Source organism: Williamsia sp. R60, assembly GCF_054063855.1.
Map to the genome: position 1 here is coordinate 553331 of NZ_JBSSGR010000003.1, position 18010 is coordinate 571340.

Below are 18010 nucleotides of genomic sequence, written 5' to 3' on the forward strand. Positions count from 1 at the left end.
CGTATGGCCGCCTGCTTACGAGATAACGCCCGACTTATGTGTCGATGCACCAATACGTCTTAGCGATATGTCTGGCATGCGCCTAACGTCCAGGGAGACAACAAAAGTGACGTTCACCACCACGGAGGCCGGCCAATGACGGTTACAGCATCTAACAACCGCGACACTATCTTGGACTCGGGCGTTCATCTGTCCGATGTCAGTACAACGGGCGAGGCCATTCCTGCTCCCTGGGCACCGATCAAGGTGTCGCGCAGAGACATAGAGTCGATAGTCTCTCGGCTGGCGGCAAGCCCACGGCCATCCGACGGTCGCCGGGCCACCTTGCTGATCCACCCGGAGTCGACCGGCCGCGGGTTTGCACCGGGCATCGACGTCACCGTGGAAGTCCTGCTCCCCGGTGAGTCCACGCAGCGCCTACGGCGCAATTGCACTCAGGTCCACATTTGCATCCGCGGTGGTGGACGGGTCAACGCCGACCAGGTCAATTTCGACATGGCCGTGAATGACGTCTGCACCATTCCGTCGATGAAGCCGTACCAATTCTTCAACTCTGGTGAAGACACATGGGTTCGGTTGGCGTACTCGAACTCTCCTCTGCTCGCTCAGCTCGGCACGCTCTACGTTGAGCCGGTTGCCGACGAGTGGCGTCCCACCAAACCTGTTGATGGGCCCATAGATATGGAGGAACCGGCCACGACCAGCAGCGTTGTTGCCCCGGATCACGTCGTATCACCCGAGGGCGCCAGGCTGAGAGGCTACGAGTTCCTCGTTGATATCGAGCCGGTTCCTGATCGCCCGCTGCACTGGCCTCACCAGGCGATGTCCGAACTCATGTCGCAGCGACCCGGGGACGGTGAGCGGACAATCATGGCTCTGTACAACCCATCCACGCAACGGAAGCAAGGAGCGACGAGCAGCTTCTTCGTCACGCTGTCCCAAATCCCCCCAGGGCATACGCCTCGTGCCGAGGGTCGGGGACACAGACACAGTTCGGTCGCCATCAACTACCACTTCAGGGGCACAGGATATTCCGTCGTCGACGGCCAGCGAATCGACTGGGAGCCGGGCGACCTCCTGCTCTCGGCACCGTCATGGCGCGAACACGCGCACTACCCGAGCGAGACCGGTGTGAGCGCATACACCGTGCAGGACCACCCTCTTCACATCGGAATGGAATCGCTTGTCTGGCAAGAGGACATGGATGGCCCGATCCTTGCGCTCGGCACGGAAGCCGGCCAGACCGGTTATGTCGCCCCACGGAACTGGGACGATGAAGACAAGTAGTCATTGCGCACGGTTGTGCAACGCGTATCAACATCTGACAGCTCACTGTTCCGAGTCCGACAGGCGGGCGATCTACGCAGGAACCGCGGCACGCGTGTACGGGTTGAGCGAGCCGATTCCGGCTGATGCGCTTCGCTGAGATCGTCGACTTCGACTATGAACGCATATCGCTGCTCGGCTGATCATCTGACTGCTCGCGAGACAACGGCCTGACGTTTTGGATGGCGGTGACCACAGCTGCCGCAATGAGCCAGACAAATACTCGGTTGCCTGTGTCGCGGGCGGAAAGGTCGCCGCTGCCCAGTAGCCCGGCAATCCCTGCGACGATGAGGAAGAGCCATGGCGCAAAGGTCGAGCGATACGTGTGCATCTCGCGATCTTGTCACTCAAGCGCACGCATTACATGTGCGACGATCACAGAATGGGGATCCACGGGAATGTGACCAGCGATCGATCGCTGACCACGATGTTCCTCGTCGTCATGGTCGCTTTGGGTGGTCCGGCATTCATCGGGACTGCAGCGTCTGATGGGTCCCCGTGGGACTGGTTTCTGCTGACCGTATGGGTGTGCACGGTCCTCGGGGCCGCATGGTCGACCAGAAGGGCGTGGCGCGCCCGACACACCCCCGATGTGGCTTTGGAGACCTATCCCGCCCTAGGCCTCACCGAGGGGAAGCAACTGTCCACCAGCTGGCTTCGCACGGTGTGGCTCTCTTCCCTCTTTTTGGCAACCCTGGCCGGTGGCTATGTCGGCGCAGTCACTTCGACGACGGTCGTGGGCGCCGTCGTCGGGGCGATGATGGCGGTGCCGGCTGGGGCGATCGCGGCCTTGATCATCGTTGGCACTGGCGCGCTCTTCCTCAGAGCCTCCGGCGGCGGGGAGCGGAGGGCGTCACGGGACAGATGGTTCCGAGTTGTGTTCAGTGTCTACGTCGGTACGGTCGTCGGACTGCTGCTCTTCATCGTCTCCTTTGTTCTGGCTGCTGGAGACTTGGCACAAGTGCCGTACGTCGGGATTGTCTGCGTCACCGCCCTGGTCGCAGCGATGGGGTTCCGCTTTCCACCGACTTATCGAACAGCCGGTCGCTGAAGACAACCCTCCGCACGCCAAGCTCCACGATTGAAGTATCAGTCTTCTAGGACATCTCGGATTTGCAGGGAGCCGAAATCGACGGTGTGGCCGCCGCCCTTGTTGCGGGCGACGTACATTGCAGTGTCGGCGGAGCTGACGATCTCCTCTGGGCTGCGTTCGTCGTCTGGTGATATGTGGGTGATTCCCACACTGGCCCGCAACCGGACAGCAGCCTCTTCGACGACCACCGGTTCGGTCAACGCCAGGTGGATGGAATCGGAGACGTCGTCGACGAAGTCCTGATCCACTCCTTGGAGAACTGCGATGAACTCTGCACCAACGACCCTGCCCAGCAGATGAGGCTGGGGAAGGCAGTCACGTAGGCGTTGAGCAGTCTCGGCGAGGGCCTCGTCGCCACGTAGGTGGCCCAAAGAGGCGTTGAGTTCTCTCAGCTTGTCGAAATTGATGACCATCACAACGTTGCTGCGATCGACATCGTCGGGCGCAGACTCGAGCAGCGAGGCGAGGTGCTCAAGGACGGCGGGCAACCTGGGAAGTCCGGTCAGCTGATCGTTCACGTCGCCGGCGAACAAACGTTTCCGCGAGAGGTGAAGTTCCGTGATATCGCGGAAAGACAACAACACCGAGCACTCGGGATCGTCCAGCCGTAGCTCCGCTCGGGACACTTCGAGCCACACCTTCCGACCGTCGAGACTGTCGAAAGAGACTGTTGCAGTTTCTATTTTCTCGTGAGGATCGGCTCGACCGTGTGAAATAGTCTGCGACTCAACGAGTTCCCCCTGGGAGTCGTGAAACGATATCCCGAACCCGTCCGGAAAGGACATATCGGCGACCTGACGTTCGTCGAGCTCGAACAAGCTGCTTGCCACGTCATTGACGAGTTGCAGGAGCCCATTCTGCGACAGAACGATCGCACCGATCGGCAGCGCATCGATGACGGCCTCAATGCCCTGCCGGTCTGCGTGGATAGGCACGCTGTGCAGGCCGCCTGGGCGGTTGTTTCGGGTCATCATCGGCCCTTCTCGTTGACTCACCAAGTGAGCATGTTCGGTCGGTGTCGTGACCCCAACGTAGATGGGCGGCGCCGATCCTTGCGCCCTGGCCGACTAATACTCCTCGAGCTGCGCGCGTTTTTCGCGTTCCATCTCGCGAACGGCCTTGCGACGAGTGCTCAAGATTCCGACGGTGGCGATCAGCCAGACGGCGTACTGCACCGTCCATGCCACCCGGAACGAGTCGAACGAGTAGCCGCCCATCGCCCCGATGATGATGCCCATCACCTGCATCACGATCAGCGACACCAGGAAGCCACCCATGTTGACCATGCCCTGTGCGGTCCCGAGGCTCTTACTGGGATTGAAGGTACGCGCGAAGTCGAAACCGACCACCGAGCCCGGCCCGCCCACCGAGATGACCACCACGAGGATCACCAAGAGCCACGTGGGTGCGGGTGCCGGCAATGCCAGCACCACCGTCCAGATGGCCGCATTGCTACCCATGATTCCCAGGACAAGCCAGGAGCGTCGGGCCGGGAATCGACCGGTGAGCAAGCCGATGATGATGCCGGCGCCGATGATCGACACCACCGAAGCGCTCAGCAGTGCGCCCGCTGCACCAGCCGAAAGGTTCTGTCCCGTTGTCAGATACGGAATACCCCACATCAACGCGAAGACGGTGATGGAGAACTGGGTGCCCATATGGCTGAAGAACCCGAGCCTGGTTCCCGGGCGCGACCACACCGTCTTGATGCTGCGCAGTGTCTCCCTCACCGATACCGACTCGGTGGTGGCGTCGGTGCCGGGGGGAGCGTCGCGTACCAGAGCGAGTGCGAGCACGGCGGTGAGGAGGCCGAGCGCGACGGCCGACGAGTATGCGGCCGTCCAGCCCGGCCCGTTCAGCAGAGCAAGGAACGGGACCGCCGACAGCACCTGGCCGAGTTGGCCGAGGATGCCGGTCAACTGGGTCACCAGCGGTACCCGCTTGGGCGTGAACCACCGTGGCACCAGCCGCAGAACCGAGATGAAGGTGAAGGCGTCGCCCGCCCCGACCAATGCGCGGGCGATGATGGCGGCAGGAAGGGCCTCGGTGAGGGCCAAGGTCATCTGGCCGACGGCCATGATCAGCGCACCCGTCACGATGAGCGCCCGGCTGCCGTATCGATCGAGTAGCAGACCAGCCGGGATCTGCATGCTCGCGTAGACGATCACCTGCAACACCACAAAGGTTGAGAGCACGCTGGGGCTCGCCGAGAACCTGTCGGCGGCGTCGAGGCCGGAAACACCCAGCGTTGTCCGGTCCAGAACGGCGACGACGTACGCCAGCAGTCCCACCGACCAGACCAGCCAGGCGCGCACAGTTCCTCCTCACCGACTCGATCGTCCTGCAACACGCGCGGGACCGGCCGTCACCGCGATGCCCTCAGTCCACACCGGTCGTGCCGCATCGGCTCGCCAGGGGTACTCAATCGGTAGCCTAGGTAACAACCGAGGACCGCTGATGCGCCACTGGCGTCGGAGGAACACCCGGGACACACTTGTTGTTGTCATACCCGAGTGACACCTCCGTCCCTCAGCCAGCGGAGACGAATCCCCCGAGGAGGACAACGTGTCGCATGAATATCGCAAAGACCCCGACGCCGTCGCCCGATTGAACCCGGCGCAGTTCGCCGTCACCCAGAAGTCGGCCACCGAGCCGGCCTTCCGGAACGAATTCTGGGACAACCACGAGGCCGGCCTGTACGTCGACATCGTGTCCGGTGAGCCCCTGTTCACGTCGACGAAGAAGTTCGACAGCGGATGCGGATGGCCCAGCTTCACCACACCGATCGAACCGGCGAACGTGGTCGAGAAGACGGACAGCACCCACGGCATGGTGCGCACCGAAGTCCGGTCCACCCATGGCGACAGCCACCTGGGGCACGTCTTCAACGACGGACCGATCGACGAAGGTGGTCTGCGTTACTGCATCAACTCGGCCGCACTCCGCTTCATCCCGGTCGCCGAGATGGAAAGCGCCGGCTACGGCGAGTACCTGCATCTGTTCAACAGCAAGGAGGCCACACGATGACCGATAAAGCGATACTGGCGGGCGGATGTTTCTGGGGCGTCCAGGAACTGGTTCGTAGGCAGCCGGGCGTCATCTCCACTCGCGTCGGCTACACCGGCGGCGACGTCCCCAACGCGACGTACCGCAACCACGGCACTCACGCCGAGGCCATCGAGATCGAGTTCGACCCCGAACAGACGAGCTACCGGGATCTTCTCGAGTTCTTCTTCCAGATCCACGACCCGTCGACCAAGAACCGGCAGGGCAACGACATCGGGATGAGCTACCGATCGGCGATCTTCTACACCGGCGACGAGCAGAAGCGCGTCGCTCTCGACACCATCGCCGATGTCGACGCGTCGGGCCTCTGGCCAGGCAAGGTCGTCACCGAAGTGGTTCCTGCGGGACCGTTCTGGGAGGCCGAGCCCGAGCATCAGGACTACCTGCAGCGCATTCCGAACGGGTACACGTGCCACTTCGTGCGTCCGGGCTGGAAGTTGCCGCGGCGGGAGAACGCCAGCGCGTGATCACCGCGCCGGTGATCGCGGTCTGATCATCGGCACATGACACATCAGGGCGACGCGCACAATGCGCGTCGCCCTGACTCGTGTTTGGACCCTTGCTCAGCCGGCGATGTCCTGACCACCCGTGGGCCTGTCAAAACGACGGCGGATCAGCAGGACTATGCCCGCGATCAACGAGATGCCACCGATCGTTCCCACGATCGCCGGGATGATGACACCACCCCACCGGAGCTGATCGACATACCCGGAGGCTTTGTCCGACTGCCGGTCTTCGGTTGCCGAATCCCAGGCCATCGTCGCCTTGAACACGTCCATCCGGAAGTCGCGGATGGGCTGGGCAAGACCCGGATCTTCCCAACCCGGCGATTTGAAGTACTGGTGCTGCTCCTCGAGGCCACGTAAAACGGTTCCCGTCTTCGGTTCCACCCACACATGCCGCGTCGCGGTCGCAAAGCGATCCATCACGATCTTCTCGTTGGCAGGCACACCTTCGATGCCCCACCAGCTCGCAGGCATCTCGAGTGACGTCCCTGGCGCGGGTTCGCCGCTGGGGGTCTCGAGCTGCACCTGATCGATCTCGGGCACCTCGCTCACGAACTCGTACGCGGTGAGTCCGTTGATCTTCGTCTCCCCGACGAACTTGGCGGGGACGTCCTGGCGGGTGTTGACGTCGTAGTACGGGTACTCCGACTTCTCGACGTCGAAGCCAAACTTGTACTGGAAGCCCTCTCGTGGTGCCTCCACGAAGTTGCTCTCGTCCTCGATGGTTCGCACGCCGGCCGGCGCCTGCACAGTGTGCAGGCGGTGGATGTCGCCGTTCGGCTTGCTGGTCTCCCGATCTATCGAGACGACGTCGATGTTGCCGGTGAGCACGCCGTCGGAACACGTGCGCGCGCTGTCGACGGCAGCAACACTCGGCTCGACGATCTCGTCGCCGTCGCGGATGCGGTCGATCCGCACGGTCTGACCGGACTGCACGGTCACCTGATCGCTGTCGGACGGTTCGATGACCACGGTGCGGCGCTGCTGGGTGAGGTGGGCGTCCAATACCTCGGCGCGTGGACCGGACACCGAACAGCGGTCGAAGACCTTTGCCGGCAGCTCGTCGTCGTCGGTGATTCCGGCCGGCTGCGACACCGCCACGGTGGTGATGTCGAGATCAAGCGGTACCACCTTGAGCTGGGGGACCAACCAGACCGGGACGGCAATGGCAGCGGTCACGGCCGCGACGCCGAAAAAGATCAGCGCGGGCGCCAGAAACCTGTTGATTGTGAGCTCCCTTCGGATGCCGATGTGGCTCGACAAGTATGGCAAGCGGACATGACGAGCTGACGGCGCACCTCATCGACGACGATCACAGCGGGTAGGTACCGAAGACTCCGGTGGGATCCATCTGGTCTCGCAGCCCACGCAGTCGTGCGAGGTTCCCACCGAAAGCGGCTGCGATCTCCGCGTTCGTCTCGGCGAAACCTGGACGCACTTCCACGCTGTAGACACCGGTGGTGTGCCCGGACAAAGCGGCCAGCGTCTCGCTTGCCCAGGACAGACATGCTTCTTCGTCAGACGGATCCGACCAGATCGCGTTGAGCGGGATGTTCCATTCGGCTGATCGCCCCCAGAAGGCCGTATCGGTGTCACCGACATCGGCGAGGGCGCCGCCTGTCTGCTGGAAGTCGATGCGGCAGGCAGGTGTAGGTGCGGCAGCGATCTGGGTGGCGAGCGCGTCCGCGACCGACGCATCGAGCGAGGGACCGGTGAACACGGCCTTCCCGAAGAACGAGCCTCTGGCGTCGGTGGGTTCTGGCAGCAGGAGCGGCGACGGTTCGGTACCCCCGGCACCAGGTGGGGTGTATTCGGGCAGGCCTGAGAGATAGCGGCCCGACATCTCCGAACGGTAGTGCACCTCTTTCGACGCATCCATGACAGCCGTTGCCGCCCTTCGTGACTCATCGATGTCGGCGGCGTCTTCACTCGCACATGTGGTGAACAGCAGCATCACCGGTTGTTCCGGCGTCAGGTCGGTGTAGCCGAGCACCGCACCCATCATCGTGTGCCGCGGCACCTCTGGTGCGATGCGGAAGTATGTGGCGAGCGCGTCAAGATCCACCACACTCCGGTGCACCCACATCGGGCCCGCGCGATGCGTGTTCAGGGTGGCCGAGGTGACCACGCCGAACGGTGGCGCGCACCCCCGAACCGCCCACCACAGGTCTGCGTCGCGGCCGGTACTGCTGTCGGACAACTGCACGACCTCCCCGGAGGGCAGGACCAACTCCACTGCGGCGAGGTGGTCGAGGGTCAACCCGAGGCTGCGGGTGTAGTAGCCGACCCCACCGCGGGTGACCAACCCGAACCCGGCGTGCTGTGAAATCCCGACCGGGACGATGCGACCGGGGCCAAGGCCGTCGAGCATGGTGCCAACGCTCGCTCCGCCACCGACGGTGACCTTCTCGCCTTCTGCTTGCGCACCGTTCATATGAGCCGACAGATCGACCATGATCGACTGGTCGGCAACGCAGTTCGAACTCAGTCCGCCGCCTCGCACGGTGACCGTGTTTCCCGACCGTTCGGCGATGGTGACGGCCTCGGCCACCTCGCTCACGGAGGTCGGCTGCACCACGCACAGCGGGCGACGTCGCGCTGCATCGGGAAAGAAGATTCGCCCCAGGGCGTCGCGGTAGCCGGCCGTCCCAGGTTCGTGCACCCGGCCTGCCAACGCCGCGTTCAGCTCGCGGATCGCATCGGTGCCCTGAGCCGTCACGATGGCCCCCATTCCCGGTTCTTCGTACGCGGTGCCGCACAGACCTTCCGACGCGACCGAGTCTCTCAGACCACACGGATACTCACAGCGGAACGCGCGACGGCTCGAGATCATGGCCTTGCAGCACCGGGCCGAATCTCATTCGGCGCCTTGTCAACCCGCTACAAAGATCGTGAGTGAAACTATCCATCTGGGCCGGGGTGTGCCCGTGACGATCACTTTCTCCTGCAACCACCGTCTTCACCGCGCCACGGGCCGCAGGGTGTGGTATGCCTCTCGTATATCGCGCGGATGCGGACGTGATGGTCGGGTGGAAGCCAAGGGGTAACGAATGGGTCACCTACGTCTGGGTGCCGCGCTGGCCGCAGCTGTTCCGGCACTCGTGTTCGCGTTCCTGGCACCTGTCCCGGTGTACGCCGCGCCCGCAGATGAATCTGCTCTTCCTGGCGTCAACCAGTTCACCTCGTGCACACCGGCACCCGAACATCAACGACCCGTGGTGCTGGTCCACGGCAACGGGTCCGGGATGGCCGCCACCTGGCGGACGTTGTCGGAGCGGCTCTCCGACTCCGGCTTCTGCGTGTTCGCGCTCGACTACGGACGTCATCAGCCCGGTAGCGATGAGAACCTCCTCGACCTCGCCGGCGGAAGCGACATCGGGGAGTCTGCGGACGTGCTCGCCGCGTTCGTCAGCAAGGTGCGATCGGCGACGGCGGCCGACAAGGTCGACGTGGTCGCCCATTCGATGGGCGCACTCACTGCACGCCACTACCTCAAGTTCGTGGAGCGCAACACCATTCACACGGTGGTGAGCGTCGGCGGAACCAACCACGGATCGACCTTCGAATCGAACACGGACCTGCCCCTTGGTTCCAATTCGGAGATATACAGGCACACCGACGCTGCCGGACTACCCGCCGACGAGGTGCTTGCCGCGGCCGTCGGTCCCGCGTACGCCCAGCAGATGGCCGGGTCGTCTTTCCTCACGCAGCTGAACGCCGGCGGCGACACCGTGCCCGGGGTGGATTACGTGGCCGTGGCAACGCGCGGCGACAGGGTCGTCACTCCGCCGGAGTCGGCGTTCCTGACTGCTGGCCCCGACGCCACGGTGCGCAACGTGTGGGTTCAGGACGGGTGCCCCGGATTGGCCGTCGACCACATGGGGCTGACCACCCACCCGCGCTCCTTGTGGCTGATCCACACCGCTCTCGACCCCGACCATGCCGACACGATGCCCGCACCCTGCCCGTGAATCTCTTTCTTCGACCCACCACATGTTCATGCTCGCGACGTCACTAGGGACACCATGAGAAACCCCGTCACACAGTTCCGCCGAAACTTCCGTCTGCTCGTCGCCGTGGCAGTCGCGGGACTCGCGGTGGCGATGGCGCCTGCCGCCACGTCCTCCGCCGACCCGATCCTCGACCGCGCGATCGCGGCGCCCGACGGCTCCTATCTCGTGAGTCTTGTGCGCGGCGAAGGACGCGAGGCCACCGCCGAGGTGTACTCCGCCGCGATGGAGAAGAACGTCGGGCTCAAGCTGCTGATCGCGCCCGGAGACGAGCCCCGACCGACCGTGTACGTCCTCGACGGGGTCGGTGGAGCCGGCGAGGAGAACGGCCTGCTCAGCTGGGGCGATGCAGCGTCGTTCTACAAGACGAAAGACGTCAACGTGGTCGCCACCCTCGGCGGTGACTCGAGCTACTACACCGATTGGCAGCGCGACGACCCCGAACTCGGGCGCAACAAGTGGACCACCTTCCTCACCGAGGAACTCCCGCCCATCGTCGACTCGGCCTTGAACACCACAGGCAAGAACGCGATCGTGGGTGTCTCGATGTCCGCCACCTCCGTGCTCGCGCTGTCCATCCAGAAACCCGACCTCTATGAAGGCGTGGCCTCGTTCAGCGGCTGCGCCCAGACCAGCGATCCACTCGGACGTGCGTACGTCTACATCACGGTGTCGAACTTCGGTGGCAACCCCGTCAACATGTGGGGTGAGCCGGACGACCCCGCCTGGCAGGCGAACGATCCATATGTCCACGCCGCGGGGCTGCGTGGGACCGCGCTCTACATCTCCACCGGATCAGGACTGCCGGGTGAGCACGACAACCTCGATGCCCCCAACGTCGACGGTGAGACCAGCCAGCTGGTGGCGCAATTGACTGCCGGCGGGGTGATCGAAGCTGCGACGAATCAGTGCACCCAGAACTTGCGTGGCCGGCTCGACGCGCTCGGGATCCCGGCCACCTACAACTTCAAGGACAAGGGAACGCACTCCTGGGACTACTGGCGCGACGACGTACACGACTCATGGCCCGTGCTCTACGAGTCGATTCGGTGACGCGCCGACTTCAGAAGCCGAGACCCATCCAATCGGTTCCCACAAAATCGGCCTCCAATTTGGCGGCCTCCACGCGCACGTCGTCGGGGTCCGGGTCGAGACCGTCTGCGGCGATTGCGCGTAGTGCCGCGGTGACTCCTGCCTCGTAGGTTTCGTACCCACCGATGATCTCGCTGTCCGCACGCCACCACACCAGCAGATGGGTGCCGTTCGGCGACGGGCAGAAGCCGACCACCTGGCCGTCGCGGGACAGGGTGGGGCAGCCATCCGGGTAGTCGTCGTCGCTCATAGCCGCACTCTAGACATCGCCGCCGACAACAGTGTTTGCTGTGCCCCGACCCTGTGACCTGCAGACCGGTGACCTTGCACAGATCTCATTCCGGTATCGAGATCACAAATCGCCCGCTTGCCGTAGCTTGACCGGCGGACTCTTGTGTTTGAGACCACAAATCCCTGGGTAGTCCGGGAGGAAATCGTCTCGTCAGGAGTCAACGTGGATACCGTCGTCTGGATCGTCATAGCCGTAGTGGTGGTGCTGGCTCTCATAGCGCTCGCACTGTTCTTGGCACGCAAGCGCAAGGAAAGCCGTCGGGTGCAAGCCGGAGAGATCCGGGAGCAGGCGTCCGAACGCGTTGCCGGCGTCCGTAAGCGTGAGGCCATCGCCGAAGAGCACGCAGCCAACGCCCGACGGGCTCAGGCGGAAGCCGACGCCAAGGCCGCCGAGGCCAAGCGCCTGGCCGCAGAGGCGAGCACTCATCAGGGCACAGCTGCCAGCAAGCGCCAAGAACTAGACGCCGAGTTCCAGCGCGCCGACAAGCTCGATCCCGACGTCGGCCGGAACGGCCGCGATGACAACCGCCACGACAACGGCAACCGCATGGATCCCCGCCAGGCTGAAAACGGCCCCGGCAACGGCCTCGATCCCCGCCACACCGGAAACGGTCCGGGCCACAATTTGGACCCCCGTCAGACAGGGAACGGTCCCGGCGACAACGGAAGCCACGTTCCCAGGCACAACCGCTAAACCTCTTTGCAGAGCCGAGAGTCCCGTCGCCACGTGCGACGGGACTCTCGTGCGTCTGGTGGACATTGTGAGAACACCTGTTTAGCAACTTGATTCACCTGAATGAACACAGACTGACGTCAGGCTTGATTCTTCGCTCCCCCAGCCACTCTCGAAGGCGCGATTTCTCCACACTCATCTGTGGATAACCGCACGATTTGTGGATAACTCTCAATATGTCGTTGATGCATCGCGTTTCGCGATGGTGTCGTCGCCCACGGCTACAGTGAGCCCATGCGATACGGAATCTCCATCCTGCCCGATCACTCGTGGCACGATGCGCGGCCGAAATGGGAACGTGCTGAGGAGATCGGCTTCGACCACGCCTGGGTGTTCGACCATCTGGTGTGGGGCGGACTGCCCGACGCTCGTTGGTTCTCCAGCGTCCCGACGATGACCGCTCTTGCCATGGTGACCTCCACGATCAAGATCGGCTCGTTTGTGGTGTCGCCCAATTTTCGTCACCCCGTGTCTTTTTCGCGTGAGGTCGAGACCTTGCTCGACATCGCCGGCGACCGCGTGTTGCTGGGGCTGGGCGCGGGAGGTACACCTGACGACGGACTGCAGGGCGCCCCGGCGATGACACCGCGCCAGAAGGTCGACCGTTTCCAGGAGTTCACCCTCTTGCTCGACCGATTGCTCACCGACGACCATGTCTCGGCCGACGGCGAGTATTACCAGGCTCGCGACATGCGTCTGGTCGGCGGCTCGGTCCGGCACCGGGTCCCGTTCATCCTGGCCGGCAACGGGCCCCGTTCGATCCGCTTCGCCGTCCGCCACGGTGATGCCTGGATGACAACCGGGCAGAAGGCCGAGACGCTCGATGAGTGGTTCGACGGGGTCAAGCGTGGGTGCGACCACCTCGATGAGGCGCTGGCCGATGAAGGTCGCTCCCCTGATGGCTTCGACCGCTACCTGAACCTCGACGCATCGCCGCAGTTCTCACTGACGAGTCTGGCGACGTTTGATGACATGGTCGGCCGGGCCGGGGAACTCGGCTTCACCGACGTGATTATCCACTGGCCGCGAGACGGTGACCCGTTCCGTGGCTCCGAGCGTGTGCTGGATGCACTGGCCGAGCGCGGATTCCCGCCACCGGTCTGACCGACCGCGGGTGCACTGACTACCGTCGCAGGCATGAGCACACCGTCGTGGGTGGAGTTGGCCGGCCGCAATGCGGCCGCCGAGACCGTGTACGTGTCCGGGTCGATGCGAACGTCCGCCAAAGAAGGCGACGAGACGCCCGGGCCCGTGTTCGACTTCTGGCACGGACCTCATGATCGGTGGCGGATCGAGCGCGAGGGTGATGTCGTCTACATCCAGGGCGCAGGCGAGAAGCCCTTGGTCCGCATCGATGGCGAGATGCGGCGCCTCGGAGGTGACATCCGCGTCCTCAACCTGGGAGCGCACTTCAGCCCTGTCGATCTGCTGGGCGGGGACTCGTTGCTGCGACGGATGAGCCAGAACATGCGCGTGGCCGCACCTCCGGCGCCCATTGACAGAGCAGGCCGGGCAGCGTGGAGAACCACTCTGCTGTCGAGGTCTGACGATTCGATCGAGATCACCTTCGACGACATCACCGGCATCATCGTGGGAGTCGGCAATCCCGAACGCGGCGAGCTGTTCGAGGTGTACGACGTCAGCGAGCACGACGACCTACCTGCTGACCTCTTCGTCTGGACCGGACCCGTTGTCGAGGCCGAGCCCCGCGACCGCGGGCGCCGGGGCGGTCGGCCCGGGGACCCACGCGAACGGCGCGAGCAGACCCTCGAGGTGATGGCGGCGACGGTGGCAGCTCTGGATCGGCCGCAGGACGTCCTCGAGGTCATCGCCGGCGCTGACAACGGCGCCGCCGCACGAGCCGCCATTATCGAACTGCTCGGAGTCACCGAACGTGGTGCCGAGGCGGTGGCGGCAATGCAGTTGTCGCAGTTCCGTTCTGACGTTGCGAGGATGGCCCGCGCCGGGCTCATCGAGTTGCAGCGGACGCCCCCGCCTGCCTGATGGGGGCACAGTCCGGTCGAATTGTGTTCGCCATCGGCCAACTCGCCACGTGAGCACCGGCGTTTTCGGCACTATGTATCCATGGACACCACGGTCGTGGCATCTGGCGAGCCTGGTGGGCGTCGGGTCGGCCTGTGGGATGAGTTGCGGACCAAGTACGCCGACGTCGGGTTCACCAGTGCCGTAGGCGGATTGCGCTCAGTGACCACCGTCGACGGTGAGGTGACCGCGGCAACCGCCAGTTTCACGATCATGCCGGGCGGCCGCTGGCACGTCACCGATGACCACGGAGAGGTACACGTCCAGCAAGGAGCCCGGTGCTGGATACGGGGTGGTCGCGGCCACCTCGAACCTGTTTCAGGTGGCTCGGCATTGTCGGCTGCGGCCAAGTGGCGGCACGTGCATCCGTACCGTTTGCTCGGAGACCCGGGCGATTGGCTTTTCGCCGACCCGCACAACTACCACTCCCCCGCTGCCGATCCCGTTGCGACCACGGTGGCGGGCCGGCCGGCCTGGGAGTTCCTTCTTGACCCACCGCGCGGCAAGATCAACTCATTGCAGGCCACCCTTGATGAGCACACCGGAGCATGCCTGCGCTTCTACGACCACGCGCACCTCATGGAGATTACTCACGTCGAGTTCAACGTCGCGGTGGACCCTCGGCGCTTCCTTCCTTCGGAGCCCGTGATGGAACCCGACTACGCCGAGCAATCGCACGGGCAGCTGCAGGCCGACCTGGATCGTTTCGCGGGCTACCTCCGGGCCTTGGACCATGCTCCCGAGCTCATCGACATCGTGCAGCACAGTGCAGATCCGTCGGTTGCGGCGGCGGAAGTGGCTGAGCTGCTCGAGGTTTCGGCCCAGACAGCCCGCGCGATCCTCGATCAGCCCCTACATCGGTTCACCGCGCTCTACCGTCAGCGGTTCGTAGAACAGTTGACCAGGGTCAGGGAGCTTCTGGGTTCGTGACGTGGATGGGAAGGTCATCCTGCCCATCCTGCCGGCTTGTTCCGGGGCGGGCCTGTGACCTAATACCGAACACCCGAGGGCGGTTTCCCTGTGCTGCCGGGCACTTGCGATGGTCGGCCCTGAAACACTTGCGACCATGACCCGGCACCGCGTGTTTTCACATGCCCGCATCACAGGCCATAGCGCGTGGTGGATCTTTATGGTGGCGACGCTGTTTGCCGGGGGCATCACCTGGACGGGTGTGAGCAGGTATGGCAGCTACATCGGAGCGACCTCTTTCACCAAGGAGTACGGCTGGACGGCGTATACCGGGTTGACCGACTTACCCGTAGGCATCGCCGACTTCGCAGGCTCGTCGTACGACCCGTGGACCGATCCTGAGTTGTGGTCGGCGATCGCGTTCGGCGCGGTACTCATTGCTGCTGTTATTGAGGCGGTCTCAGCTCGCGAGGTGTTGCCCGGAATTGTGACGGTCGCCGCGCCGTGCGTGGCGTTTGGACTGCTGTTGTTGGCCACTCCGGGTGTCCTGGACAGTGTCCAACTCGGAACGATGACGACCATCGGTGTGGTGTTGGTGGCCGTTGCAGTCCGGGAAGTGTGGGCGCGCCGGTTCGCGCCGCAGCCCAGCTAGTCCGACCGCAACGGTGAATGTTCGGTGGCTCTTGCTACTGCTGTGGTGGAGGGGCAGGCATCTACACCAGCATCGCGGCGATGGGACGAAGTGTGTTCTCTTTTGAGCTGCTGGCGGTTTCAGACCTGACAGCCCGTGCGATCCTCGATCAACCCGTGCATCGCTTCACTGCGCTCTACCGGCAGCGGTTCGTAGAACAGTTGACCAGGGTCAGGGAGGTTCTGGGTTCGTGACGTGGATGGGGGACGACTAGGGGCCAGTCGTCCTGCGGGCACTGTCAGCTCGGCGTTGCAGTGATCGCGGCATCAATCGCGACAGGTTCGAGTATGGCTTTGTGGTGATTGCGGTTCGGCGGTGCGGCTAGAACCTCAATCGTCCGATTCTTCAGAGCGGCACGGTCGATGGCTCCATTACTGGCCATGACTGCCTCCAGTGCGCTCACCCAGTGTTCGTAGTACGACCACGACTCATCGGAGGGGACGGAGCGAGTTGACTCCCAGTCCTTGATGGCGCCGATGAGCGCGCCCTGGAACAGTTGCCAATCGAACTCGCCTGCGGTGTGCGCCGCCACCGCCAGCGCGAAAGCTCTGATCTCCCAGGGGTGATCGAATGACATTTCTCCGGGCCGTCCGCCGGGTAGGTTGCGGACCAGATCATCCACCGCTCGGCGGTCCGCATTTGGTGCGGTGGCGGGCACGTCGTTCATGATGCGGCTCTCACCGGGCCGACGCCGATCATCGAATCCCGCGTGACCAGTGCAGCGAGTTGTTCTTCACTCCAGCCGTCGGTACCGGTCGGTCGCTGCGGCAGCACCCAGTAGCGCATCTCTGAACTCGAGTCCCAGATGCGGATCTCGACGGAGTCGGAGATGGCGAATCCGAAGTCGTCGGCCAGGACCTTGCGCGGCTCACGCACGATGCGGGCCCGATATTGCGGGTCTTTGTACCAGTTGGGAGGCAACCCGAGAACCGGCCACGGATAACACGAGCACAATGTGCACACGATGGCGTGGTGCACCTCGTCGGTGTCCTCGAGGACCACCATGTCTTCGCCTTGCAGACCACCGATGCCCAGTTCTCTGCAGGCTTCGCCGGCGTTGTCGAGGAGTCGCCGCCGAAAGTCGGTGTCAGTCCATGCTTTGGCAACTACTTTTGCTCCCAGCTGCGGCCCGACCTGATTCTCATAGATGTCGACGATGCGGTCGACCATCGAGCTCGTCATCACCCCCTTTTCGATGAGCATCGACTCCAGCGCCTTGACGCGGGCGGCCGTTTCTTCCTGACCTGAGCCCCAAGCACTCATGCGGTCGCCCCGTTCTCTTCATCGATCATTTCGACGTAGGGGTCCCATACGTCGAAACACACCGACGCATTCGGATCGCCAAAGCCTGTGCCCCACAACTCTTCGCTGGTGAGCTTGATGGTGTAGACATGCTCGGGTGCGTCGCCCAGCCCGTTCCCTGCCGAATCTGGGTAGATGAACGACCCGCGGTGAGCGACAACCACAGCCCGTTTACCTCGGATGTACCGGGCCAACCGGGTGTGTCCGAACGGGCTGACGTGCGACGTGCGCACCTTGTCACCGACGGTGAAACGCGGCTGCTTGTTGGTTCTTCGAGCAGCGGAAGCGCCCGCCGATACCGCGACATCAACGAAGTCGAGCAGCTCTTGGCGTTGGCTGTGTTCAGGGAGCGGGGCGTCGGGGTTGTCGAGATAGTGGCGGGTTCGGCGGGCTAGTTCGTCCGCCTCGATAGCGCCTATCGCGATGACGTGGGCCTCGATGGAGTGGAGCCAGTGCTGATAGTAGGGCGAGCTGAGGTAAGTCGCCGGGTCCATCTTCTCGGTGCCGTGTCGGAACTGGTCAATACCGAAGTACCCGGCGCCAACGCAGGCCGGGTACATGGCGAACACCGTCTTTTCCCACTCTGCCCTGAAGACCGGTTCACTGTCCGGAGGATCGACCGGACCTAGACCATCGGTCCCTCCGAGATCGAATACGCCGTTCATATGGTGCTCCCAACTCCGGCGTGGTCTGTTGCTTCGAACTCGAGAACCCTCGGAGCCGCACTCTGAGGAACTCCCCCTTCGAAGTGACTTACCTCACAAATCTTCCCAGCGCGGTGTCTAGGATGTCAACCGACGTACCCACGGCAAGGCACTCCCTTTGAACTCGCCAATCATGGTGCGGACCTTGCCCTGCGGGACAACATGTTCCGCGTTCAGCCAAGCGGTGCAGTGGGAACATCATGCCGCCCGACCTGCAATAGCGCGGTCGAAGCCAGCGAACCCT

19 protein-coding genes are annotated in these 18010 nt (G+C 63.6%); 11 read left to right on the forward strand and 8 right to left on the reverse strand.

Annotated elements, in window-relative coordinates; genetic code table 11:
* The first annotated feature begins 135 nt into the window (after positions 1–135).
* Positions 136–1287: a hypothetical protein gene (locus tag ACVWY6_RS15975; protein ID WP_457539334.1), complete on the forward strand. Its 1152-nt coding sequence runs from the start codon at positions 136–138 to the stop codon at positions 1285–1287.
* 421 nt (positions 1288–1708) lie between these two features.
* Entirely contained in the window at positions 1709–2377 is a 669-nt protein-coding gene (locus ACVWY6_RS15980; protein ID WP_457539336.1) for a hypothetical protein, read from the forward strand.
* A gap of 38 nt (positions 2378–2415) precedes the next feature.
* Here ACVWY6_RS15980 and ACVWY6_RS15985 read toward each other — a convergent pair whose 3' ends face one another.
* The gene (locus tag ACVWY6_RS15985) at positions 2416–3414 is read right to left on the reverse strand and encodes a diguanylate cyclase domain-containing protein (RefSeq protein WP_457539337.1); all 999 of its coding nucleotides are present in this window, start codon (positions 3412–3414) and stop codon (positions 2416–2418) included.
* 72 nt (positions 3415–3486) lie between these two features.
* Positions 3487–4734: an MFS transporter gene (locus ACVWY6_RS15990; RefSeq protein WP_457539339.1), complete on the reverse strand. Its 1248-nt coding sequence runs from the start codon at positions 4732–4734 to the stop codon at positions 3487–3489.
* Between the two features lie 250 nt (positions 4735–4984).
* Here ACVWY6_RS15990 and msrB point away from each other — a divergent pair, with 250 nt between their 5' ends.
* Positions 4985–5446 carry a peptide-methionine (R)-S-oxide reductase MsrB gene (gene msrB, locus ACVWY6_RS15995; protein ID WP_023958441.1) on the forward strand — a complete coding sequence of 154 codons (462 nt, stop codon included), beginning with the start codon at positions 4985–4987 and terminating at the stop codon, positions 5444–5446.
* Complete coding sequence (gene msrA, locus ACVWY6_RS16000; RefSeq protein WP_457539341.1) at positions 5443–5952, forward strand: peptide-methionine (S)-S-oxide reductase MsrA; 510 nt, start codon at positions 5443–5445, stop codon at positions 5950–5952. The genes msrB and msrA overlap by 4 nt, the downstream gene beginning before the upstream one ends.
* A 96-nt stretch (positions 5953–6048) precedes the next feature.
* Here msrA and ACVWY6_RS16005 read toward each other — a convergent pair whose 3' ends face one another.
* Positions 6049–7263 carry a DUF3068 domain-containing protein gene (locus ACVWY6_RS16005; protein WP_457539343.1) on the reverse strand — a complete coding sequence of 405 codons (1215 nt, stop codon included), beginning with the start codon at positions 7261–7263 and terminating at the stop codon, positions 6049–6051.
* A 40-nt stretch (positions 7264–7303) separates the two neighbouring features.
* The gene (locus ACVWY6_RS16010) at positions 7304–8710 is read right to left on the reverse strand and encodes an FAD-binding oxidoreductase (RefSeq protein ID WP_457540175.1); all 1407 of its coding nucleotides are present in this window, start codon (positions 8708–8710) and stop codon (positions 7304–7306) included.
* Positions 8711–9041: 331 nt separating this feature from the next.
* Between ACVWY6_RS16010 and ACVWY6_RS16015 the strand changes: the two genes are divergently transcribed.
* Complete coding sequence (locus tag ACVWY6_RS16015) at positions 9042–9962, forward strand: lipase family alpha/beta hydrolase (RefSeq protein WP_457539345.1); 921 nt, start codon at positions 9042–9044, stop codon at positions 9960–9962.
* Between the two features lie 54 nt (positions 9963–10016).
* Positions 10017–11054 (forward strand): alpha/beta hydrolase, encoded by a 1038-nt coding sequence (locus tag ACVWY6_RS16020; protein ID WP_457539347.1) that lies wholly within the window; start codon positions 10017–10019, stop codon positions 11052–11054.
* Positions 11055–11064: 10 nt separating this feature from the next.
* Here ACVWY6_RS16020 and ACVWY6_RS16025 read toward each other — a convergent pair whose 3' ends face one another.
* A complete protein-coding gene (locus ACVWY6_RS16025; RefSeq protein WP_457539350.1) occupies positions 11065–11343 on the reverse strand; it encodes a hypothetical protein in 279 nt (92 codons plus the stop codon).
* 204 nt (positions 11344–11547) lie between these two features.
* Here ACVWY6_RS16025 and ACVWY6_RS16030 point away from each other — a divergent pair, with 204 nt between their 5' ends.
* The 5 genes from ACVWY6_RS16030 (at position 11548) to ACVWY6_RS16050 (ending at position 15721) form a co-directional block, all read left to right on the forward strand.
* The gene (locus ACVWY6_RS16030; RefSeq protein ID WP_457539351.1) at positions 11548–12078 is read left to right on the forward strand and encodes a hypothetical protein; all 531 of its coding nucleotides are present in this window, start codon (positions 11548–11550) and stop codon (positions 12076–12078) included.
* A gap of 273 nt (positions 12079–12351) precedes the next feature.
* Positions 12352–13221 carry an LLM class flavin-dependent oxidoreductase gene (locus ACVWY6_RS16035; protein WP_457539353.1) on the forward strand — a complete coding sequence of 290 codons (870 nt, stop codon included), beginning with the start codon at positions 12352–12354 and terminating at the stop codon, positions 13219–13221.
* A 33-nt stretch (positions 13222–13254) separates the two neighbouring features.
* Entirely contained in the window at positions 13255–14121 is an 867-nt protein-coding gene (locus ACVWY6_RS16040) for a hypothetical protein (protein WP_457539355.1), read from the forward strand.
* 81 nt (positions 14122–14202) lie between these two features.
* Positions 14203–15090, forward strand: a complete 888-nt coding sequence (locus ACVWY6_RS16045) for a hypothetical protein (protein ID WP_457539356.1) — start codon at positions 14203–14205, stop codon at positions 15088–15090.
* A 199-nt stretch (positions 15091–15289) separates the two neighbouring features.
* Positions 15290–15721, forward strand: a complete 432-nt coding sequence (locus ACVWY6_RS16050; RefSeq protein ID WP_457539358.1) for a hypothetical protein — start codon at positions 15290–15292, stop codon at positions 15719–15721.
* A 277-nt stretch (positions 15722–15998) separates the two neighbouring features.
* Here ACVWY6_RS16050 and ACVWY6_RS16055 read toward each other — a convergent pair whose 3' ends face one another.
* Genes ACVWY6_RS16055 through nthB form a run of 3 tightly spaced genes read right to left on the reverse strand, consistent with a single transcriptional unit; the run spans position 15999 to position 17727 of the window.
* Complete coding sequence (locus tag ACVWY6_RS16055; protein WP_457539360.1) at positions 15999–16427, reverse strand: nitrile hydratase accessory protein; 429 nt, start codon at positions 16425–16427, stop codon at positions 15999–16001.
* On the reverse strand, positions 16424–17023 hold the full coding sequence (gene nthA, locus ACVWY6_RS16060) for a nitrile hydratase subunit alpha (protein WP_457539362.1): 600 nt from the start codon (positions 17021–17023) through the stop codon (positions 16424–16426). Before nthA ends, ACVWY6_RS16055 begins: the two co-directional genes overlap by 4 nt.
* The gene (nthB, locus tag ACVWY6_RS16065; protein ID WP_457539363.1) at positions 17020–17727 is read right to left on the reverse strand and encodes a nitrile hydratase subunit beta; all 708 of its coding nucleotides are present in this window, start codon (positions 17725–17727) and stop codon (positions 17020–17022) included. The genes nthA and nthB overlap by 4 nt, the downstream gene beginning before the upstream one ends.
* Positions 17728–18010: the final 283 nt, after the last annotated feature.